Genomic DNA, 20,811 nt, shown 5'->3' with positions numbered 1-20,811 from the left:
CGTGGTTTCATCTCGCACCAACGTCTGCCACTGGCCAGCGCAGCCGGCCAGCGCGAGCGCCGCGGCGGCATCGTGGCCAGTCGTCGTGATCGGTCGAAGTCGCGTCGCGGCGAGTGTCCCTGCCACCTGCCTAAAGTGGGCGGTTTCTCGCTCGCCTTGCCAATTGCTTCGCCAGATCGCACAATAAACCGCCCGTTGAAACGTCGAACCTGTCCAGCCTTTTCGAGCTTGTATCCGTGGCCAAATTTGCCGTTATTGTTGCTGCCGCCGGCGCAAGCAGCCGGTTCAAGAGCCAGAGCTATAAGAAGCCGTTTGCGCCGCTGGCGAATAAGGCGGTTTGGCTCCATTCGGCCGAGAAATTTCTGAATCGCGACGATGTCAAGCAGGTCGTGCTCGTCATCGGCGCCGAGGATCGCGAGGATTTCAATTTCAAGTTCGGGGCCAACGTCGCCATCATGGGAATCGATGTCGTCGAAGGGGGCCAGCAGCGGACCGATTCGATCGAGCGGGCGTTGGCCCGGGTGAAGCCCGACGTCGATTTCATCGCGGTACACGACGCCGCCCGGCCTTGCCTGGCGGAGGAATGGATCGACGAAGTGTTTGCCGCGGCGGAGAAGAGCGGGGCCGCGATCCTCGCGGTGCCGGTGTCGGGCACGCTCAAGCGCGTCGCCGCCGACCGAACGATCGCCGAGACTGTCTCGCGAGACAACCTTTGGGAAGCACAAACGCCGCAGGTGTTCGGCCGCGAACTGCTGTTGGAAGCATATGCCAAACGGGGCGATTTTCAGGCCACCGACGACGCCCAGCTCGTCGAGCGGATCGGACACGCCGTGACGATTGTTCCTGGTTCGCCGATCAACATGAAGATCACGACACGCGAAGACCTGCGGCTGGCGGAAAAAACGCTGGCGGCGGTGCCGAAGCCAAAATTCAACGGCCCCGCCCACCCCTTCGCCAACGACGACATGTGGCGCTGACGGCGGAAGGCAACGGCGCGGCTGAGGGATTGCGAGTCGTCAAATCACCGGCGGCTAGCGCCTTGCCGCTAACAATCGCCGAGCCAACTCGTTAGCGGCGAGGCGCTAGCCGCCGGTTACAAGAACCAAATTTTTCAAACGCATGACGCTCGATATTTTTGATGATCTGAAGTGGCGTGGGCTGATTCAGCAGACGACCGACGACGCCGGGCTGCCCGGTTGGTTGGCCGCCGAGCCGCGGGCGCTGTATGTCGGCTTCGACCCCACGGCCGATAGCTTGCACGTCGGCAGCTTGATGGGCCTCATCATGCTGCGGCGATTTCAGCGGGCCGGGCATCGGCCAATCGTGCTGGTGGGCGGGGCCACGGGCATGATCGGCGATCCCAGCGGAAAGAGCGAGGAGCGAAAGCTGCTCTCGGAAGAATTGCTGCGGGCGAACGTCGCAGGCATGGAGTCGCAAATGCGATCCGTGCTCGATTTCGATTCCGCCGCGAATCCGGCCCGGCTCGTGAACAACTACGATTGGATGAGCCGCTTCAGCTTTCTCGAATTCTTGCGCGACGTGGGAAAGCATTTTCCGGTGAATGTGATGCTGGCCAAGGATTCGGTGAAGTCGCGGCTCGAGCGGACCGACATCGGCCTGTCGTACACCGAATTCAGCTACATGCTGTTGCAGGCCTACGATTTCGTTTATTTGAACGAGCATTTCGGTTGCCAGTTGCAGGCCGGCGGCAGCGATCAGTGGGGCAACATCACGGCCGGCATCGATTTGGCCCGGCGGCTCCGTTCGCTGGAATCGGCGGCGCAGCTGGTTGCAGCGCAATCGCAATCCGCTGCCACGCAACTTTACGGGCTCATCTGGCCGCTGCTGACCAAGACCGACGGGTCGAAGATGGGCAAAACCGAAAGCGGAGCGATCTGGCTCTCCGCAGCTCGCACCAGCCCCTATCAGTTCTATCAATACTGGGTGACCGTCGACGACGCCGATGCCGGCCGTTGCCTGCGAACGCTTACCGAGCTATCGCGAGAAGAAATCGAAGCGCTCGACGCGGCCAGGGGGGCCAAACCCGAGGCCCGCGAAAGCCAGCGCCGCCTGGCCGAGGAGCTGACGCGGCTGATCCACGGCGAATCGGGCTTGGCGGCCGCGCGGCGGGCGACCGAAATCTTGTTCGGCGCCGAGATCGATCAACTGAGCGACGCCCAATTGACCGAGATATTTGCCGATGTGCCGAGCAAGCTCTTGCCGCGCTCGCGGATCGACGGGGCCGGCTTGAGCATCATCGACGCGATCGTCGAGTCTGGGCTGGCCAAGAGCAAGGGCGATGCGCGGCGAACGGTCGAGCAAGGGGGGGCCTACGTGAACAACCGCCGTGTCGAGGGCCTCGACCGCTCGCTGACGCGGCAAGACTTGGCGAGCGAAACCGTCATCGTGCTCCGCTCCGGCAAGCGAAAATACGCCCTGCTGCGGCTGGCCGACGCGTAGAACCACAAGCCGGAATTAACCACGAAAGACGCGAAAACGCGAAAAAACGGGTGAAGATTTCGCGGTTGTAGGCCCTCTGCGGCGGCGCTGCCGACCAATCGCCGATGGACGGCCCTTGCAGCGGAAAAATGCTTGCAGGCCCTCGCCAGCGTGGCTAGGATGTTCAAATTCGCTTGCCGCTTCGGCTTCTCATCTGCAAGCGACGTCTCGTAGGGGTGAAAGATGTCGCAACCGAGCCACGCACCGGCCGTGCAAACGCCCATCGACCGCCACAATGCGCGCTGGGGCCTCGTTCTCTTCGCGGTCTACGTGGCGCTGTACGTGGGCTTCATGATCCTGGCGGCGTTCGCGCCCGATCAAATGGCGAAGCCGACCGCGATCGCCGGCTTGAATTTGGCGATCGTTTATGGGATCGGCCTGATCGTCGCCGCGCTGGTGCTGGCGTTTATCTATTCGCTTGTCTCCAAATCGCCCGATTCGCCGCACTGATGCGGCGATCGCGATTCTGGGCATTCATTCGAGCTCCGTCATTAGGCATTTGAACGATCTATGCTTTACACGACATCGCCCATCGCCATCGGCATTTTTCTGTTCTTCGTGGCGGTGGTGTTGGGATTGTCGTTTTATTTGGGGCGCCGCGCCCGATCATCGCGCGGGTATTACGCGGCTCACGGCGGAATTCATTGGGCCGTGAACGGCGTGGCGTTCGCCGGCGATTATCTGTCGGCCGCGTCGTTTCTCGGCATCTGCGGGATGATCGCGTTCTCGGGCTACGACGGGTTTCTGTATTCGATCGGTTTTCTCGCCGGCTGGATCGTCGCCCTATTCGTGATTGCCGAGCCGATCAAGCGATTGGGCAAATTCACGTTTGCCGACGCGCTCGATTCGGCCTTCGATTCGCCCGGCATCAAGCTCACGGCCGCGATCTCGACCCTCGTGGTGTCGATCTTCTACCTGATTCCGCAGATGGTCGGAGCGGGGGCACTGGTGACGCCGCTGTTGGGCTTGCCGCATTGGTCGGGCGTGTTGATTGTCGGCGTGACCGTGACGCTGATCGTCGTGACGGCAGGGATGGTTTCGACCACGTGGGTGCAGTTCATCAAGGGTTCGCTGCTGGTGATTTTTTGCTTCGTGCTGGTGGTGATGATCTTGAATCGCGGCCTATCCGTGGCTCCCGCCGCGCCGCTGCCGCCGGGAACGACGGCGGCCGAGCATGTGCCGGCCGGCTCGCGGCTCATCGCGCCATCGGGAGAGTGGAAAGCAAAACCCTATGTGCGAATTCAAACGCCAACGGACCGGGTGCTAACCTACCGTGCCGTCGCGTCGGCGCCGAAAGATTTCGTCGGAAAACTGCCGGTCGACATGGCGCAATGGACGCCGGCGGATTGGAACCAGCTTGCCCTGGCTCAGACGGTGAGCAGTAAAGACGGCCAGACGCTCGTCAATGGCCTGCCGCAGTCGCCCGAAAACGACTTGCATTCGGTCGGAACGATTTCGGCCTTGCCCGGCGATAAGTCGAGCACGGGTCCGCTCAGTCCCACGGCCTTTCTCACGACGCTCGGCGATTCGACCATTGTCACCTGGCCGAAGGAAGCGATCGAAGATGCGGACGGGCACATCACCACCGTTTACTATCAATCGCCTCGCAAGGGCTCCGATCTGCTGACGCCCGGCGCATCGGCGAAATTCGCCGGCGTCCGCTCGAACGATCTGTCCAAGAAGCTCAATTTCCTCTCGCTGATGCTGGCCCTGTTCTGCGGCACGGCGGGATTGCCGCACATCCTGATCCGCTACTACACGGTGAAAGATCAGGACAGCGCGCGGAAATCGACAATCGTCGGCATCGGAGCGATCGGCGTGTTTTATGTGCTCACGTTGATTCTCGGCCTGGGGGCCATGACCTCCGGCGCGCTCGATCCGACCGACGCCAACATGGCGGCGCCGCTGTTGGCCCGCTCGTTCTCGAACACGCTATTTGCCGTGATCTCGGCGATCGCCTTTACCACCGTGCTCGGCACGGTCTCGGGCTTGATCATGGCCGGGGCGGGAGCGGTCGCCCATGATCTGATGGCGAACCTGTTCCGTGTCAAGATGGACGACCACAAGCAAGTGCTCTATGGCAAATTCGCGGCGATCGCCCTGGGCATTCTGGCGATGGTGCTCGGCATTCTGTTCAAGAATTTCAACGTGGCGTTTCTCGTCGGCTGGGCGTTCAACATTGCGGCTTCGGCCAACTTGCCCGCGCTGGTGATGCTGCTTTTCTGGAGACGGACGACCGCGAAAGGAATTGCCGCGGCGATCACAGTCGGACTCGTGTCGTCGCTGGCGTGGATTCTATTGTCGGCGGATTGCTACAAAGACGTGTACCACATCGATCCGAAGCTGTCGTTCATTCCCTTTTCGCAACCGGCGCTGGTCACCGTGCCCCTCGGGTTCCTGACGCTGGTGGTGGTGTCGCTGATGACGGCAGGAAGGGGCGAGCCGAGAAGGGGCGAGGGACGAGGGACGAGGGACGAGTGAGAACGACGCGCTGCAAGCGATTGTCCGCCAAATTTACCCGCCGCGAATGTCAAGCCAGCGATCTTTAGCGCCGACCGATGCCCCGCTCCCTTACTCGCCTCTCGCATCTCGCCTCTCGTCCCTCGCCTCTCGCCTCTCGCCTCTCGCCCCTAGCCCCTCGTCCCTAGCCCCCCCTCGCCCCTAGCGTAGCTCGCTCGTGCAATGGCCGCAGCGGGTCGCTTTCACCGGAATCTTTTCCTGGCAGAAGGGGCAGTCCTTCGTTGATGGCGGCGGCGGGGCGTCGCTGCGCTTCAGCCGGTTCACCTGCTTGATGACGATGAACACGGCGAACGCCACGATCGTAAAATCGACGATCGTGTTGATGAACAGGCCGTAGCGCAACATGACGGCCGGCGTCTTGTCGTGCGCTTCGCGCAAGGTGAGCATCAGACCGGAGAAATCGACGTGCCCCAATAGCAGCCCAAGCGGCGGCATGATCACGTCGCTGACAAACGACGTGACGATCTTGCCAAACGCGGCTCCGATGACGATTCCGACCGCCATGTCGACCACGTTGCCTTTCATGGCAAATTCTTTGAACTCTTTGATCATTCCCATGCTTGCGTCCTTATGTTGAATTGACGGCGGGGTGTCGCGGTTTCGAGCGGAGGGCGAGAGACCTAATTGCCTGCCAGGCGGGTGATGAACCGCAGGCCGATTTCGTAGAAGCGATGGATCGCCTGGCAACGGATCACACAGGCCAACAGTTGCAGCGAGTGATTGTCGCGGTTGGAAAGCTCCACCACGACGCTGCCCGAGGTGATGGCTCGGGTATGGATGAGAGACATTCCCGAGGCCGAAATATCTTTGGAAATTGCGAGGAAACATTCGTCGTTTTGCTTCAGATCCTCGCCGACCGGCACGACTGCGACCTCCAGCACGGCATTTTTTCGTCTGGAACTGCGGCGCTCGGGGCCGCCGGGTTCGTGAGAATCCAGTTTCGCCAAGAAATCCAACACCGCTTTCGGGGGCAGCACCAATGCCCCGCGATCGAATTGAACCAGAGTCATTCTTACCCCGCAATTCTCGGAGGTGGACTTTGGTAAGAAACGAACATGCGAAATCTTTGCGACGCGCGGCGACGGCTCAATCGTAGCAGGCACACTCCGTGTGCCGTCTGCCCCGCTCTGTGCGCAACCCGCCGCGAAGCGCAGACGGCACACGGAACTTGCCTGCTACGTTGTATAGAATTTTCTATCGGTAAACTACGCCAGGGTGCCCCCGAAATGGGCAAAAATGCCATCGGCTTGCTTGCGGCGCCGCCACGACAATCCGCCCAAATCGAAAAGACGGAACTTGACCGCGGTGGGAGGCGAGGGTGGCCCCGTGCGACTAGATTTTTTCGGCCGGATCGCCGGGCCAGAGAGGCCCGAGTGATTCGCGTTGGATCGCCGTGATTCGCTCGATGCCGCGGCGCCCCAGGGCGACAAGCTGCCGCAACTCTTCTTCCGAAAAAGTTGCCTCTTCGCCGCTCCCTTGCAGTTCGACAAATCGATCGGCCCCGGTCATCACGATGTTCATATCGACCGCGGCCGCGGCGTCTTCGCGATAGTCCAGATCCAAGAGCGGCTCGCCCTCGACGAGCCCGACGCTGACCGCGGCAACATTTGTCGAAAATGGTCGGTGGCTCGGATCGGGCAATTCGATTGTCGCCAGTGCGTCGACCAAGGCAATGAATGCTCCGGTAATGCTGGCGGTTCGGGTTCCGCCGTCGGCTTCCAACACATCGCAATCGAGGGTAATTAGCCGTTCGCCGATCGCGTCGAGATCGATGATCGCCCGCAGACTACGGCCGATGAGGCGCTGAATTTCGGTGGTGCGGCCGTCGACTTTTCCGTCGCGATCGCGGCGCTTTCGCGGCGAGGTGCTGCCGGGCATCATGTTGTATTCGGCGGTGAGCCAGCCGCGTCCCTGGCCGGCCATCCATTCGGGAAGCTTCGTGTCGATGCTGGCCGTGCAAAGCACGGTCGTGCCGCCGGCTTGAATTAACACGCTTCCCGGCGAAGTGCGGGTGAACCGCCGCGTGATGCGAATCGGCCGGAGTTCGTCGGCTGCACGGTTGTCGAGTCGCATGGAAGAGCGAGGGGCAGAGGTCGGGGGTCAGGGGCCAGGATAACTTACGAGACGAAGCTCGCTTGCGGTTTCGCGCGTCGGCTATTGCTTGTCTACGGGCGCACGCGTGGATTTGCGCTCGCCGTCAATCGTCGCCTGCTCGGCTGAGCAGCCACGCCAAAATGCCTTTCTGCACGTGCATCCGGTTGCCTGCCTGCTGCACGACGATGCTTTGCGGTCCGTCGATCACTTCGTCGGTCACTTCCTCGCCACGATGGGCAGGAAGGCAATGCATGAAAAACGCGCCGGGGGCATGGGCCATCAAATCTCCGTTGACTTGGTAGTCGACGAAATGCGCCCGACGATGTTGGCTTTCCGATTCCTGGCCCATGCTGGTCCAAACATCCGTGTAAATCGCCGTCGCCGTGCGCACCGCCGCGTAGGGATCATCGGTCACTTGCAGTTGCAAACGCGGCAACGACGCGGTCAACTCTTTGATCGCCTCGTCGCTGAAGCGATATTGTTCCGGCGTCGCCATCACCAATCGCATTCCCAAAAGCGCGCATCCTTCGAGCAAGCTATACGCCACGTTGTTCGCGTCGCCGACATAGGCCAACGTATGGCCGGCCAAGGGGCCGACCAGTTCTTGCAACGTGTACAAATCCGCCAGCGCCTGGCAGGGATGCGAATGGTCGGTCAGGCCGTTGATCACCGAGCACGTGCAATAATCGGCCAACTCGACCACGGTCGCATGCCGCTTGGCGCGAACCACGATCACGTCGACATATTGACTCAGCGCCCGGGCAAAATCGGCGATGCTTTCACGAGCGCCGAAGCCCGCGTCGTCGCCCAGAAAAAGGCTGCCCCCGCCCAGATGGACCATCGCCGTTTCGAAGCTGACCCGCGTTCGCAGCGACGGCTTTTCGAACAGCAGCGCCATCACCCGACCCGGCAAGAGCGGCTCGCGCAATCCCTGCTGATATTTCGACTTCAGATCTTCGGTGATTGCGAAAACCTGCTCGATCTCGGATGCCGAGAAATCGGTGACGGTGATTAAATGACGCATGAAGACATTTCAAAAGCGACTAAAATCGATCGTAAACCATCCATGCTTTCCTCGCGACCACTTCGGGCATCTGCCATATTATCCCGAAGCGTCAGCGAGGAATCGCCGCCGCTCCCATATTAGCCCGAAGCGTCAGCGAGGAAGCGCCGCCGCTCCCATATTATCCCGAAGCGTCAGCGAGGAAGCGCCGCCGCGCGGCCCGATCTCCAGGGCGACATGTCGCCGTCCTCGCTGACGCTTCGGGCTAGTGTCTGGCTCCGGCGGCCAGCTCCTTGATTGTCTCGGCCAGGATGTCGCAGCCGTCGTGTGCTTGTTGCACCGTGAGATTCATGGCCGGCAACAGCCGGATCACGGTTCCCTGCGTGCAATTGATCAGCAACCGCCGCTCTAGGCACGCCTTGACCAACGGCGCGCCTTCGACGGCCAATTCAATGCCGATCATCACACCCAAAACCCTGACGTCGCGCAGGATGTCGCATTGGGCTCGCAATTCGCCGAGCCGCGAGCGAAACACCTCGCCGATCTGCTGGGCCTGTTGCAACAAGTTCTCTTGCTCGATCATTTCGATGGCTGCCAGCCCGGCTCGGGCGGCGATCGGGTTGCCGCCGAACGTGGCCGCATGCATGCCGGGCCGCAGGCTGGGGGCGATTTCGGCGGTCGTGAGCATCGCGGCGCCGGCGATGCCGCCGCAAACGGCCTTGGCCAGCGTCATGATGTCGGGCGTCACGCCGAAATGTTGATAGGCAAACCATTCGCCCGTGCGCCCGCAGCCGGTTTGCACTTCGTCGAACACCAACAGCAGTTTGTGATCGTCGGCCAATTTGCGCAGGCCTTGCAAGAAGCCGTCGGGTGGAATCTGCACGCCCCCTTCCCCTTGCACCGGCTCGACCATGATCGCGGCCGTTTCGCGATCGATCAGCTTCGCCACGGCACCCAAATCGCCAAACGGGGCATATTGAAAGCCGGCCAAGAGCGGGCCGATGCCTTCGTGATATTTCGGCTGCGCCGTCGCGGTAGTGGCGCCATACGTGCGGCCGTGGAAACCGCCGCGAAACGTGATGATCTTGTACCGTTCTTTCGGCGAATGCAGGCGAACCAGCTTGATCGCGGCTTCATTGGCCTCGGCCCCCGAATTGCAAAAGAACGCCTTTCCGCCAAAACTTCGCTCCGACAGCGCCTGCGCCCACAGCCCTTGCGCCTCGGTGTGCCAAGTGTTGGGCACATGGATCAACGTCGCCACTTGCTGCTGCACGGCCCGCACCACCGGCTCGGGACAATGCCCGAGCAGATTGCAGCCCCAGCCGGGAAAGAAATCGAGATAGCGATTCCCTTCGTTGTCCCACACATATGAGCCTTCGCCGCGCACGAGCACGATCGGATATCGTGTGTAGTTCGGCACGACATATTTGTTGAACAATTCGAGCGTTTCCGCCGTCGTCATCCCAGTCGCAGTGGCCATAGGAAAATCCTGAGGCAAGGGGTCAGAGGTCAGGGGCCAGGGGCCAGAAAGCAGCAGGAGTGATTACGATTGGACCAATAGGGCACAGGTTTCGAACCGAGTTTCTTATCCATCCGCTTGCGCGTCATCTGGCCCCTGACCCCTAGCCCCTGACCCCTGGCCTCTGATCCCTGTCTCACTCATCGCGAACCATTTCCGTTCCCACGCCTTGGTTGGTGTAAATTTCGAGCATCAGCGAATGCCGCAGGCGGCCGTCGATGATGTGGATCTTGCGGACGCCTTTGTCGAGCGTTTCCAAGCAACCCTCGACTTTCGGAATCATGCCCGATTCGATCGCCCCGTTGCCGATCAGTTCGCGAGCTTGCCGTGCGGTGAGCGAATGCACGAGCGTCGAGGGATCGTCTTTCTTGAGCCGCACGCCGTTGACGTCGCTGAGAAATACGAGCTTTTCGGCCCCGAGCGCTTGGGCCACGGCCGTGGCGGCCGTGTCGCCATTCACATTCAGCTTGCCGCCGTCGGGGCCAAGACACATCGATGGAATCACGGGCACGGTGCCGGCATACGAAAGATTGTCGATCGTCGTGCGGTCGACGCGCGTCACCCGGCCGACGTGCCCCAGATCGATCGGCGCGCCGCCCGGCCCTTCGAGCGTCATCCGTTCGCCGAAGAGCACGTTGGTTGTACGGAAATTGAGCGGCATGGCCCGGCCGCCGAATTCTTCGATTTTGGCGGCAAGGTTTTCATTCGTTTCGTAGGCCAGGATTTGCTCGACGATGTCGCGCGTGGCGTCGTCGGTATAGCGGCGGCCTTGGATGAAGCGGGGCTGAAGACCGGCGGCATCCATGGCCCGGCTGATGGCTGCCCCGCCGCCATGCACGAGCACGACCCGCATGCCGACGGTTTCCATGAACACGATGTCGAGCAGCAGGTGGCCGAGGGCGGCTTCGGACTCCATCACGCTGCCGCCGATTTTGATGACCGTCACCTTATCGCGGAACCGGCGGATCCAGCCGAGGGCCTCGATGAGCACGTCGGCTTTGTGAATGGCACGTTGTTGGGTGGTGTCGGCCAAGCCGCGGTCCCTCAAAAATCAAACGCCGCGGAGCATCGCGCCCGCGGCCGGAGGAAACACGCTATTTTAAGGCGTCCAAGGGGGGTGTCAACATGGCGGAGAGCCGGCCAGTGGCTGAAAACCGTTTTCAAGGGGCCTCGGTCTGTGTGCCACCCACCGCAGAGCGCAGACGGCACACAGCGCAGCCTTTGGCCGCAACTAAAGTAGCAAGCACACTCCGTGTGCCGTCTGCCCCGCTCTGTGCCCAACCCGCCGCGGAACGCAGACGGCACACGGAGTGTGCCTGCTACGTTGACGCCTTCGTCCTCGACAAATTCATCATCGCCCGCAGCACGGTCAGCGCCGGCGCATTGCCGGGAAAATATCCCCGTCGAAATCAAAGCCGCGTAGCACGCGGCCGTAAGGCCGCACCCAACGTAGCAGGCACACTCCGTGTGCCGTCTGCCCCGCTTTGTGCGCAACCCGCCGCGGAGCGCAGACGGCACACGGAGTGTGCCTGCTACGTTGGTGCCTTATTCGAAATTCATCGTCGCCCGCAACGCGATCGGCGCGATGGCATTGCCGGGAAATATCGCCGTCGAAATCAAAGCCGCGTAGCGCGCGGCCGTAAGGCCGCACCCAACGTAGCAGGCACACTCCGTGTGCCGTCTGCCCCGCTCTGTGCCCAACCCACCGCGAAGCGCAGACGGCACACGGAGTGTGCCGAGCCCGAATGCGTAATAAAAAGCTTGCCATGAATCGATGCATAGCAAAGCTTTTTATGGCCCATTCACAGTGCGGATTAAGACGGCTTTATGCGAATGCCAACCCAGTGCAACGCCGCTTCGGGAGGCTGTGAGACTTTGAGACTGCGAGACTTTGAGGTACGAATCACCGGCGATTGCATTGTAGCCCGAAGCGTTAGCGAGGGAGCACGCCGCTGGACGTTCCATTTATGTGCGAACTCAAGCGGCGCTCGCACTGGCCGACTGCGCTGGCCAGCGGCACACCGGCGAACGCCCCCTCACCCCTAGCCCCTCTCCCGCGAAGGGGGAGAAGGGAACCGGTGTGCCACCGGCGATTGCATTGTAGCCCGAAGCGTTAGCGAGGGACGCACGCCGCAGGACGTTCCATTTATGTGCGGAGCGTAGTGGGGAGCGCATGAGCCGAACACCGCGCATGAAAAAGCCCCGGCTTTGCTAGGTCGGCGAATAAAAGCGACAACCCGCAAAACGGGGGCATGGGCGATACAAGACTCGAACTTGTGACCCCCAGCTTGTCGAGCTGGTGCTCTAACCAACTGAGCTAATCGCCCGCAGAAGGCCAAGCCCAATGCGGTTTGGCCGATCTGTAAATGTGACTTCCGTTCGCGGGTCCGTCAAGAGCCGCAGCCGGGGCCGGAACAGGCTGCTGCAATCAACTTCCCGCAGCCGATTTCGCGCGTTTGTGGCTTTTACCGCCGCGGTAGCCGCCGGCATGCCCGCCATTCGGCTTACGGCCTGATGTCCCTCGGCCACTGCTGGCACGGCTGCGGCCGCCGTAGCCGCCGCTTCGCCGCTCGCCGGAATAGACGCCATTGCGGCCGTTAGAATGGGATCCACCACCGGCGCTATGAGCGGAATGCTTTTCGCCGCTCGCCGCCTGATGGCTTCTGTTGGCTGAGTCGTGGCCCCTTGCATCGTCATCCTGGGGCTCTTGTTGCTGCGAACTATCAGCAATCGCTGCCATCCCCTCGGGCATTGATTTTTCGACCGTCAACCGCTGGCCGATCAGGCGTTGGATGTGCATGAGTTGCTTCCGTTCGTCGCCGGCACAGAACGACACGGCACTGCCCGTCGCTCCGGCCCGCCCGGTGCGGCCGATGCGGTGGACATACGTTTCCGGTTCGTGCGGCAAATCGAAGTTGAACACGTGCGAAATGCCGTCGACGTCGATGCCGCGAGCCGCCAGATCCGTGGCCACGAGCACTCGCAGCCGATTCGACTTGAAATTGGCCAGCGTTCGCAGCCGAGCGGCCTGGCTTTTGTTGCCGTGGATCGCTTCGGCCCCAACGCCCGCGCGGTTCAATTGCCGGGCGACGCGGTCGGCGGAATGCTTGGTGCGCATGAAGACCAAGGCCCGAGTGATCGCCGATTGCGACAGCAGGGCGGTGAGCAATTGCGGCTTGGCGGCCTTGGGCACGAAATAAACCGAATGTTCGACGAGGGCCGCGGTTTCCTTCACCGGAGCGATGCGCACGCGCTCGGGCGCGTGCAAGATCGCGTCGGCCAGCCGCTCGATTTCCGGCGGCATCGTGGCGGAGAAAAACAGCGTCTGCCGTTTTTGCGGCAGGCGGCTGATGATGCGGCGAACGTCGGGCATGAAGCCCATGTCGAGCATCCGATCGGCTTCGTCGAGCACAAAAATCTCGACCGTGCCCAGATCAATGAATCCCTGGTTGATCAAGTCCAACAGCCGGCCGGGCGTGGCGACCAGCGTGTCAACGCCGCGCTGCAAATCGCGCACTTGCGGGCGTTGATTCACGCCGCCGAATACGACCGTGTGGTGCAGCCCCGTGTGCCGGCCGTAGGCGGCGAAGCTTTCGCCGATTTGGGCGGCCAATTCGCGGGTCGGCGAAAGCACGAGCGTGCGAATCTTGCGGCGGCTGCGCGTCGAATGGCTGCGCGAGGCATGGCCCTGCTTGCGGGAATCGCCGGCTTGGCCCGCGTGATGGCCGGTGGGGCCGGTTGCGTGCGCGGCGGCCGGAGCCGGGGCGGATTGCAGCAAGCGGTGCAATATGGGTAGCGCGAAGGCGGCGGTCTTGCCGGTGCCTGTTTGGGCGCAGCCCAACAGGTCGCGGCCGGCGATCACATGCGGGATGGCCTGCGATTGGATCGGCGTCGGCGTGGTGTAGCCTTCGGCAGCAACGGCGCGCAAGATGGGCTGCGCCAGCCCGAACACATCAAAACTCATTCTGACTTCCTAAAAAAAATTCTGTCGCACGTAGCGGAATTCAAAGCGAATTCCGACGCTCTGCCGCTACGGCCGAGTTTTCAAGAACTCGGCGACGGCTTACCGCTCGCGACGTTGGCGGTATTGCGTGGGGGGTTTGAAAAAGGGGACAGGCACTGGAACAACGCAAAACAGCCTGTGAGCCAATACGCGGCTCGGAGCCAGTCCCCTTTTTCAAAGGCTGGCCGGTCTCTTGGGAGCTTTCCCAGGACCGAAGGCGAGGGACGCAAATTTGCGTCCGTACTTGAAGGCCATTGGACCTGGCAGTAATCCAATGGCCATGTGCCTAGAGGATCGAACTGGTCAAACTATAGCAGACGCAGTGCGGAAAGTCTAGGCTGGAAGAGGAAAGGAGCGAGCGATTAGGGGCGAGCGGCGAGGGGCGAAGGGCGAGGGGCCCGCAAGCGAAGGCGGCGGTTGTGCGGAGGGATTGGACGAGGACGACCTCGGCAAAGTTTCTTCAAGAATTGTGCCAGCGGTAAATTGCCGAAAATCAGAATTCCATTTCGCGTTCGCGGCATTGCAGCGGTTGGTGGGCCTGAGACGGCTCGATCGGCAAGGTGCGCCGATCGGCGCCGCGATCGATGGCCTCGTTCGGCGACAATCAACGACAGCGACGATTAAGTTTGCCATGCTTGCTCGCATTCTTGAACCGGAGGTGATGGATTCGGCCGAGGAAGCGCGCGATTACGACTCGATGGACCATTCGACCGTGAATCGCGCGTTCGTCGAGGATCTTTTGCAAGCGGCGGCAAACGCGGGGCTGTTCCTCTCTTTGGCCGGAGCTCCGAGCGCCGCGGCAACAGAGATGCTCGATCTCGGCACCGGCACGGCGCTGATTCCGGTCGAGCTTTGTCGGCGGAACCGCGGCGTGCAGGTCGTGGCCATCGATCTGGCTGAAGAGATGCTGAAATTGGGCCGGGCAAATGTCGATCGGGCCGGGATGCAGACTCGGATTCGGCTCGAGCGCGTCGATGGCAAGCGGCTGCCGTATGCCGACGGCTCGTTTGCCGCCGTGATTTCCAACAGCATCGTGCATCATATTCCCGAGCCGCGCAGCGTGCTGGCTGAGGCGCTGCGCGTGGTTCGCCGCGGCGGGTTGGTTTTCGTGCGCGATTTGCTCCGCCCGGCCGACGACGCAACGGTCGGCTATTTGGTCGAGACGTATGCCGCCGGAGCCAACGAACGCCAACGAGCCTTGTTCGATGCATCGCTCCGTGCCGCGCTCAGCCTGGAGGAAATTCGCATGCTTGTCGAAACACTGGAGTGTCCGTCCGCAACCGTACAGGCCACGAGTGATCGGCATTGGACGTGGAGCATGCGGAAATAACGCCGCAATTCCAAGCGGTTTTTCTTTCTTCCTTGCTTGCGCTGCGGGCTAATGTGTCTTCGCCACTTCGATCCACTGGTCTCTCCGCGGATCCGCGCCTCTGCGCGAGTTGGCTTTCGTGTGCCGTTTGTTGACCGTCGTCCGCAAACGAAACGATATTCGATTGGCGGGCTGCGGCGCGCCACGAACGCAACTGCGATCGGCCGCCGCCGCGACAGAACATTTCTCAAGCCATGGGCTCTCTCAAGCCTGATGGGCTCTCTCAAGCCTGATGGGTTTTCTGCTCAGCGCCCTTCGGTCGGCGGCTCCTTTTCGCCATAGTGCGTCTTGTGTGATTCGAGCACCTTGCCGGCCGAAGCGATGAAATCAGGCACCGGACCAGAATAGAGGCCGAGAATCAAATGCTGCTGTTGCTCCGGCGTGAGTTGCATCATCCATTGGCGGATCGCGCCGGCCGGAGCCGCGCCGGAAGCGGCAAGAACCTTATCGAGTTCGTCGATGGCCGCGGCAAAATAGTCGGTAAAGGTGTCGGCATGCTCGTCGTCCTGAAACACGAGCGGCACACCCAATACCGCCTGGGCATTGAGAAACGGCCAATGGAGACGGCGCTTGAGCGGATCGGCATGGGCCGACCGGGTATGATTTGCCATGAAACCCACCTCCTGTGCGGAGAACGAACGATGAATTGGCCAACGGCTCAACTAGAGCAGCTTTCGTGCCCAACGGCCGGCGAGAAATGACGAAGCACGAATGACGATGTCTAAAGAATGACGAAGCACGAATGGGAAGGAGCCAACACGTGGCCCACAACTGCCATTAGGCCTTTGTCATTCGTCATCCTTGAGGCATTTCGTCCTTAGGCATTCGTCGATGGTGGCCTAGTCGCCGGAATCGCGCGTCAGCGGTTCCATCACTTTCGTATTTCGCTCGACGGCCAGAACGATCGTTCGCTGTTCAGCGCCGTCTTTGGTGCTAGCCACCAAGGGAATCACTTGCCGGCGATTGGGCAGATCGACCCGAACGGAAAAGCTGCCATCGGCACGCAATTTCAGCGGCTCGCCTTGCAGCGTTACCCGGGCATCGGCTTGCGTCGTGCCGTGGATCACCATTTCTGCATCGACTTGGAACCGCAACTCTTTCATCCGCGGGGCAAGGCATTCCGCACCGGCGCCAAACTGATTGCCATTGCCATTGCCCATCGGACGGTGCAGCCGTTCCTCGAACAACTCTTGCAATTCGGTAGATCCTTCGCTAGCGAAACCGCCGCTCATGGCATAAACCTTGTCGCAATCTCCCAAAACGTCGTCCCAATGCGCATCGAGCGTGTCGGTGGCGGCGCCGGCAGGCGTGCTCACGACATTGCTGCGGGCCAACGAGTGGAACTTTCCGCTGGCGGTCAAATAGCCGATTTCGAGCCGATACGTTCGCGGCGGCGATTGCACATCGACATACCAGTTCTGCACACCGCCGTGGATCGGAATCTCGCGCAGCACGCGCTCCGACGTGGTCGTTGCCGTTCCCGAGGTTACAACCAAAACCCGCAGCATCGGCTGGGCCCCGTGCCATTCTTGCCCCAATGCGGCCTGGGCTCGAACGATTCCTTGCGGCGTGAGCTCCCAATAGGCATGCAGCCAGAACGGCCCCCGCACCATGACCACCAGCCGATCTTTGGTCGGCGCTGCCGCCTTGCCTTGGGCTTGCTCGAAGGCCAGATTCTTCGATCGGCTCAGGCGGAGCTTGGCTTGCTCGATTCGATGAGCGACTTGTGCCCGTTCGGCAAGCCGCCGCGAAGTGTCGCGCCGCAGGGCTGCTGCGTGGCTCGCTGCGGAATGGCTCGCTGCGGAATGGCTCGCTGCGGAATGGCTGGCCGACGACCGGCCGTTGACCGTTGCCCCGTTGCGCCCCGCGACGCCGTTACGCTTGGCGACGCTACCGCGCCCCGCGACGCTACTGCGCCCCGCGACGCCACCGCGCTTGGCAACGCCATTATGAACAGCCACACCGTTGCGGCGTGCGGCACCGACATGGGCCAATGTGCCGCTGCGGGATACAGCCGCCGCTCGTGACGAGCCTGCGACACGAACTCGAGCTCCGTTGCGGCTTTGAGCAGCGCTCTTTGCCGCCGCGATCCCGCGGACAGAAGCAGATGTCTTCTTGACCGGCGCCGCCTTGGCGACCGGCTTCGGTTTCTTAACCCGCAAGATGGCCGTGACCAACTGGTCTTTGCGCATGGAGTGCCAGCCGTTGACTCCACGTCGTTTGGCCAGTTGGCCGAGGTCTTTGAGCGTGTAGCTTCGCAGGGTGGTAGCGGTCATAAATCAGGGCTTCCTCCGCTGTGCCCGCGTGGCCACCGGGAAGGGGGGGCGCAGGCAACGTTTCGCTTCGGGAGTCGTCCCTGACTGTGGGATTGAGTTACGCGATTGACCGTCCTCAAAGCATCCATGCCGAGGAGAGTGTTCTCGTTGGGATTGTCGAACGCCCGCGCCCCCGCTTGGGGGTAGTCCGTAGGCGTTTGGGTCCGCCTCTACCACCCACTCGGTCCAGTCTAACCATTTGCCTTGCAAAACGCAACTTTCGGCGGGGCGACGGATTGCGGGCAGGCGTGGTTCTGGAGTTCCAAAACATTGGGGGGGCGAAAGTTGCGTCGCAGGAGAAAATTCTGATTCATCAACGAATACTGATTTGTGAAAAAAATCACAAATTCCGGCGGCGACTCGTTGACGGCGCCAAAATCGTCCGTTAGATTGAGCCCCACCTTGGTTTAACACTTGAGCGGCACCTACTTTTCGCGCCTTGGACGGGGCAGCGATCATTCCGCTTTCTTCGTGCGCGGCTCCCTCCTCTGCAAAAGAGCCGCACACCAATCAAGCGGTCGACGCACATCCGATTCCACCCGCAGCGGTGAGCCGTGCCACCGAAGCCAAACGACTCCTCGCCAATCGGCATGGCGGCGGAATGGGTCGCTCGGCTGACCGTGGTCGGCATTGAGATGGTGGTGTTTGGGCTGGGCGGGATCTGGCTCGACGACCGGTTGCATGTCAAACCGTTGTTCGCCCTGCTCGGATTTGCGGTAGGCATCGGGATCGGGATTGTCCATCTATTGGCCATGACGGCCGCGGATCGCAAGAAGACCAGTCCGACGCGAAAATCGCCCCCCGGCGAAACGGACCGATCCGGGGACGAACACCCAAAAGAACACTGAGAAGATTACCGAAGGAATTCGACGCGTGAGTGACCCGCTGCCAGTTATAAAGCCGCCTGCGAGCCGAAGCCGAGCGTTTGGCCTCGCCGGGGCGTGCGCGATTTTGAGCGGGCTGCTCGCCGCCGCCTGGATGGTCGATGCGATCGTGACGACGAATCTCGCCGACCGCTCGACTTGGGCCGTCAGCGCCCTGGCGGCAGCAATCTGCTGGATCGGGGCAATGGTGTCGCTCGTGTTGCTGCACGTGCTGCGGATGCGTGGTTCGCCGATGGCCGGCGCGATGCTCGGCATGCTCGTGCGGATGACGATTCCATTGGGGATCATCGCCGCGGCGACGATGCAGGGCGGACGGCTTGCCGAAGCCGGTTTGGCCGGCCAGTTGGTCGTGTTCTACCTGGTAACGCTGGCGATCGAGACGTGTCTCTCGGTGGCCTTGATGCGAACGGCCCCGCAAGCGGTTTGCGCCCGATCGGCCCCGGCCGAAGGGAGCGCGACGCATGGCTGAGCCGCTGCTGCACATCAAGGACGGCTATTTCTTTCAGGTGCCAAAAAGCCTTTGGCATCATCATTGGACGAAGCTATCCGAGGTTCCAGAATACGTCCGGGCCGAACACCCGGAAATCGTGAACGTCCATCAGTTCAACGATGCCATGGCGGGCAAGGTGCTCATCCCGCAATTCTTCGGCACGCCGCGAACCCTCTATCAGCCGGGCAGCGGACTTTGTGTTTCGAAATTCATGGTGATCGAGCTATTCGTCGCCGTGGTACTCGTTTTCGTGTTCACAAGGCTGGCGTCGCGAGCTCGCAACGGCGATCGGCCGCGCGGCACGATTTGGAACTTGCTCGAAGCGTTTTTGGTCTATTTGCGCGACGAAGTGGCTCGGCCCTCGATCGGCGAACACGATGCGGATCGGTTCGTGCCGCTGCTATGGACACTGTTTTTTTTCATTCTCGGCTGCAATTTGATGGGGCTTGTCCCGTGGGCGGGTTCGCCGACTGGTTCGGCCAGTGTCACGCTCGCGTTGGCGGTGGTGACGTTAGCAACCGGGGTGCTGATGGGCGTCTACAAGCTTGGCCCCATCGGTTGGCTCACGCACTTCGTTCCGCACATGGAGATGCCCTGGCCGATTCTGATCATCATTTGGCCGCTGATCTTTGTTTTGGAGATTTTGGGCACGCTGATCCGCCATGCGGTGCTCGGCGTGCGTTTGTTGGCCAATATGGTCGCCGGCCACTTGGTGTTGCTGGGGATTCTTGGCTTGATCGCCGCGGGCGCTGCGGCCAGTTCGTTTCAGTGGGGCACGGTCACCGTGATTGCGATCATTGGATCGGTGTTGTTGAGCTGCCTTGAGCTATTCGTGGCGTTCTTGCAGGCGTATGTGTTCGTGTTTTTGTCGGCATTGTTTATCGGCGCATCGATTCACAAGCATTAGCGACTTTTTTCGGCGGCCCCAAGCCCAGGGAAGGCCGCCCACGAGCTGTTTGAGCGTGTGCCGGCGGCCTTCCCTGGGTTCGAATTTCCGAGCCGCCCATATTTATCGAAAAGCCCACAGTTGAAACCGGTTTTTGAAAAGGAGAGCATTCCCGTGACCAAGTGCATTCAGATTCTGCTGATCGCGTTCGGCCTGCTGTTGATTGTTTCGCCAGTGATGGCCCAGGGCCCCGGCGGAAACACCACCTCGTATGTATTCACCGGCGCCATCGGCGCTGGGCTTGTCGCGATCGGCTCCGGAATCGGCATCGGAAAGCTTGCCGGCAGCGGTTTGGAAAGCATGGCTCGGCAGCCGGAGGTGGCGGGCAATATCTTCACCGGTTTGCTGATCGCGGCGGCGTTGATCGAAGGTTATACGTTTTTCGCGCTCTACATCTGCATGACGCAGAACCCGTGGAAATAACCAGCTTCTTTCGCACCATTTGCCGGGAGCGACCGTGTTTGCTGCCAATCATTTTCGGTTTGGGCTGATTGCCGTTTGCGCCGCCATTTTCGTCGGCGTCGCGACCGCTTGGAGTGCGCCCGTGGCCCATGCCGCCGCCGAGCCGGCCGGCGCTGCTTCCGCGCAAGACGGCAAGATGGAGGATGCCGAAGGAGCTGTCGAGCCGAAGACCACGCCCGGTCCGGAAGAGTTCCGCACCGACATGGCGATTTGGACGTTCGTCGTCTTTATCGTGCTGCTGTTGATTTTGACGAAATTCGCCTGGGGGCCGATCGTTGCCGGGTTGCAGAAGCGCGAGCAAGGCATCGCCGACAATATCGCCGCCGCCCAGCGATCCTACGACGAAGCGAAGCAGTATCTGGCCGAGTATGAAAAGAAGCTGGCCAATGCGGCCAACGAAGTGCGGGCGATGCTCGAAGAAGCCCGCCGCGATGCCGAAGCCACCAAGCAGGAAATCATCGCCGAGGCCAAGGAAGCGGCCCACCTCGAGCAACAGCGTGGCCAGCGCGAAGTGCGCACCGCGATGGACCAAGCCCTCAAAGAATTGTCCGAGCGGAGCACGAACATGGCGGTCGGGTTGGCCGGCAAAATCGTGCAAGCCCAACTCAAGCCATCCGACCACGCCCGGCTGGTGCAAGAAGCCGTAAGCCAATTCACCCGCAACGGCCCCAGCGCTAACTGATCCCGCACCCTCACCCCCACCCTTC

The 20,811-nt window shown here is 61.4% G+C and carries 19 protein-coding genes and 1 tRNA gene; 10 read left to right on the top strand and 10 right to left on the bottom strand.

The features are described from left to right. The first annotated feature begins 236 nt into the window (after positions 1-236). From ispD to VHX65_00540, 4 genes are all read left to right on the top strand, one after another. Positions 237-977 carry a 2-C-methyl-D-erythritol 4-phosphate cytidylyltransferase gene (gene ispD / locus VHX65_00555; protein HEX3997022.1) on the top strand — a complete coding sequence of 247 codons (741 nt, stop codon included), beginning with the start codon at positions 237-239 and terminating at the stop codon, positions 975-977. 142 nt (positions 978-1,119) lie between these two features. After that, on the top strand, positions 1,120-2,460 hold the full coding sequence (tyrS, locus tag VHX65_00550) for a tyrosine--tRNA ligase (GenBank protein HEX3997021.1): 1,341 nt from the start codon (positions 1,120-1,122) through the stop codon (positions 2,458-2,460). Between the two features lie 222 nt (positions 2,461-2,682). After that, positions 2,683-2,949 (top strand): DUF485 domain-containing protein, encoded by a 267-nt coding sequence (locus VHX65_00545; GenBank protein HEX3997020.1) that lies wholly within the window; start codon positions 2,683-2,685, stop codon positions 2,947-2,949. Between the two features lie 60 nt (positions 2,950-3,009). After that, complete coding sequence (locus tag VHX65_00540; GenBank protein ID HEX3997019.1) at positions 3,010-4,980, top strand: cation acetate symporter; 1,971 nt, start codon at positions 3,010-3,012, stop codon at positions 4,978-4,980. 180 nt (positions 4,981-5,160) lie between these two features. Here the strand turns inward: VHX65_00540 and mscL are convergent, their stop codons facing one another. From mscL to VHX65_00500, 8 genes are all read right to left on the bottom strand, one after another. Next, the gene (gene mscL / locus VHX65_00535) at positions 5,161-5,577 is read right to left on the bottom strand and encodes a large-conductance mechanosensitive channel protein MscL (GenBank protein ID HEX3997018.1); all 417 of its coding nucleotides are present in this window, start codon (positions 5,575-5,577) and stop codon (positions 5,161-5,163) included. A gap of 62 nt (positions 5,578-5,639) precedes the next feature. Then, positions 5,640-5,966 carry a PilZ domain-containing protein gene (locus VHX65_00530; protein HEX3997017.1) on the bottom strand — a complete coding sequence of 109 codons (327 nt, stop codon included), beginning with the start codon at positions 5,964-5,966 and terminating at the stop codon, positions 5,640-5,642. A 385-nt stretch (positions 5,967-6,351) separates the two neighbouring features. Next, the gene (gene rph, locus VHX65_00525) at positions 6,352-7,092 is read right to left on the bottom strand and encodes a ribonuclease PH (protein ID HEX3997016.1); all 741 of its coding nucleotides are present in this window, start codon (positions 7,090-7,092) and stop codon (positions 6,352-6,354) included. A gap of 124 nt (positions 7,093-7,216) precedes the next feature. Then, complete coding sequence (argF, locus tag VHX65_00520; GenBank protein ID HEX3997015.1) at positions 7,217-8,137, bottom strand: ornithine carbamoyltransferase; 921 nt, start codon at positions 8,135-8,137, stop codon at positions 7,217-7,219. Between the two features lie 244 nt (positions 8,138-8,381). Further along, positions 8,382-9,596 (bottom strand): aspartate aminotransferase family protein, encoded by a 1,215-nt coding sequence (locus tag VHX65_00515; protein ID HEX3997014.1) that lies wholly within the window; start codon positions 9,594-9,596, stop codon positions 8,382-8,384. Positions 9,597-9,771: 175 nt separating this feature from the next. Continuing rightward, on the bottom strand, positions 9,772-10,668 hold the full coding sequence (gene argB / locus VHX65_00510) for an acetylglutamate kinase (GenBank protein ID HEX3997013.1): 897 nt from the start codon (positions 10,666-10,668) through the stop codon (positions 9,772-9,774). A gap of 1,220 nt (positions 10,669-11,888) precedes the next feature. Next, positions 11,889-11,962 (bottom strand) — tRNA-Val (locus tag VHX65_00505). A gap of 101 nt (positions 11,963-12,063) precedes the next feature. Beyond that, positions 12,064-13,599, bottom strand: coding sequence for a DEAD/DEAH box helicase (locus VHX65_00500; protein HEX3997012.1), 1,536 nt, complete (start codon positions 13,597-13,599; stop codon positions 12,064-12,066). Positions 13,600-14,269: 670 nt separating this feature from the next. Between VHX65_00500 and VHX65_00495 the strand changes: the two genes are divergently transcribed. Next, positions 14,270-14,968, top strand: coding sequence for a class I SAM-dependent methyltransferase (locus VHX65_00495; protein ID HEX3997011.1), 699 nt, complete (start codon positions 14,270-14,272; stop codon positions 14,966-14,968). A gap of 284 nt (positions 14,969-15,252) precedes the next feature. Here the strand turns inward: VHX65_00495 and VHX65_00490 are convergent, their stop codons facing one another. Both VHX65_00490 and VHX65_00485 read right to left on the bottom strand, forming a co-directional pair. Beyond that, positions 15,253-15,618 carry a hypothetical protein gene (locus VHX65_00490; GenBank protein ID HEX3997010.1) on the bottom strand — a complete coding sequence of 122 codons (366 nt, stop codon included), beginning with the start codon at positions 15,616-15,618 and terminating at the stop codon, positions 15,253-15,255. Between the two features lie 228 nt (positions 15,619-15,846). Continuing rightward, positions 15,847-17,283, bottom strand: a complete 1,437-nt coding sequence (locus tag VHX65_00485; GenBank protein ID HEX3997009.1) for a DUF4912 domain-containing protein — start codon at positions 17,281-17,283, stop codon at positions 15,847-15,849. A 593-nt stretch (positions 17,284-17,876) separates the two neighbouring features. On the opposite strand from VHX65_00485, the gene VHX65_00480 reads away from it, so the two are divergent. The 5 genes from VHX65_00480 (at position 17,877) to atpF (ending at position 20,786) form a co-directional block, all read left to right on the top strand. Next, entirely contained in the window at positions 17,877-18,170 is a 294-nt protein-coding gene (locus VHX65_00480; protein HEX3997008.1) for an AtpZ/AtpI family protein, read from the top strand. A 25-nt stretch (positions 18,171-18,195) separates the two neighbouring features. Then, positions 18,196-18,675 (top strand): hypothetical protein, encoded by a 480-nt coding sequence (locus VHX65_00475; protein ID HEX3997007.1) that lies wholly within the window; start codon positions 18,196-18,198, stop codon positions 18,673-18,675. Beyond that, entirely contained in the window at positions 18,668-19,603 is a 936-nt protein-coding gene (gene atpB, locus VHX65_00470) for a F0F1 ATP synthase subunit A (protein ID HEX3997006.1), read from the top strand. Before VHX65_00475 ends, atpB begins: the two co-directional genes overlap by 8 nt. 153 nt (positions 19,604-19,756) lie before the next feature. After that, positions 19,757-20,065, top strand: coding sequence for an ATP synthase F0 subunit C (atpE, locus tag VHX65_00465; GenBank protein HEX3997005.1), 309 nt, complete (start codon positions 19,757-19,759; stop codon positions 20,063-20,065). 34 nt (positions 20,066-20,099) lie between these two features. Continuing rightward, entirely contained in the window at positions 20,100-20,786 is a 687-nt protein-coding gene (gene atpF, locus VHX65_00460) for a F0F1 ATP synthase subunit B (protein ID HEX3997004.1), read from the top strand. Positions 20,787-20,811 lie beyond the last annotated feature (25 nt).

The sequence above is a fragment of the Pirellulales bacterium genome (assembly GCA_036267355.1).
GTDB lineage: Bacteria > Planctomycetota > Planctomycetia > Pirellulales > DATAWG01 > DATAWG01.
The sequence above is the reverse complement of the archived record's forward strand: the minus strand, read 5'-3'. Positions and strand labels throughout refer to the sequence as shown.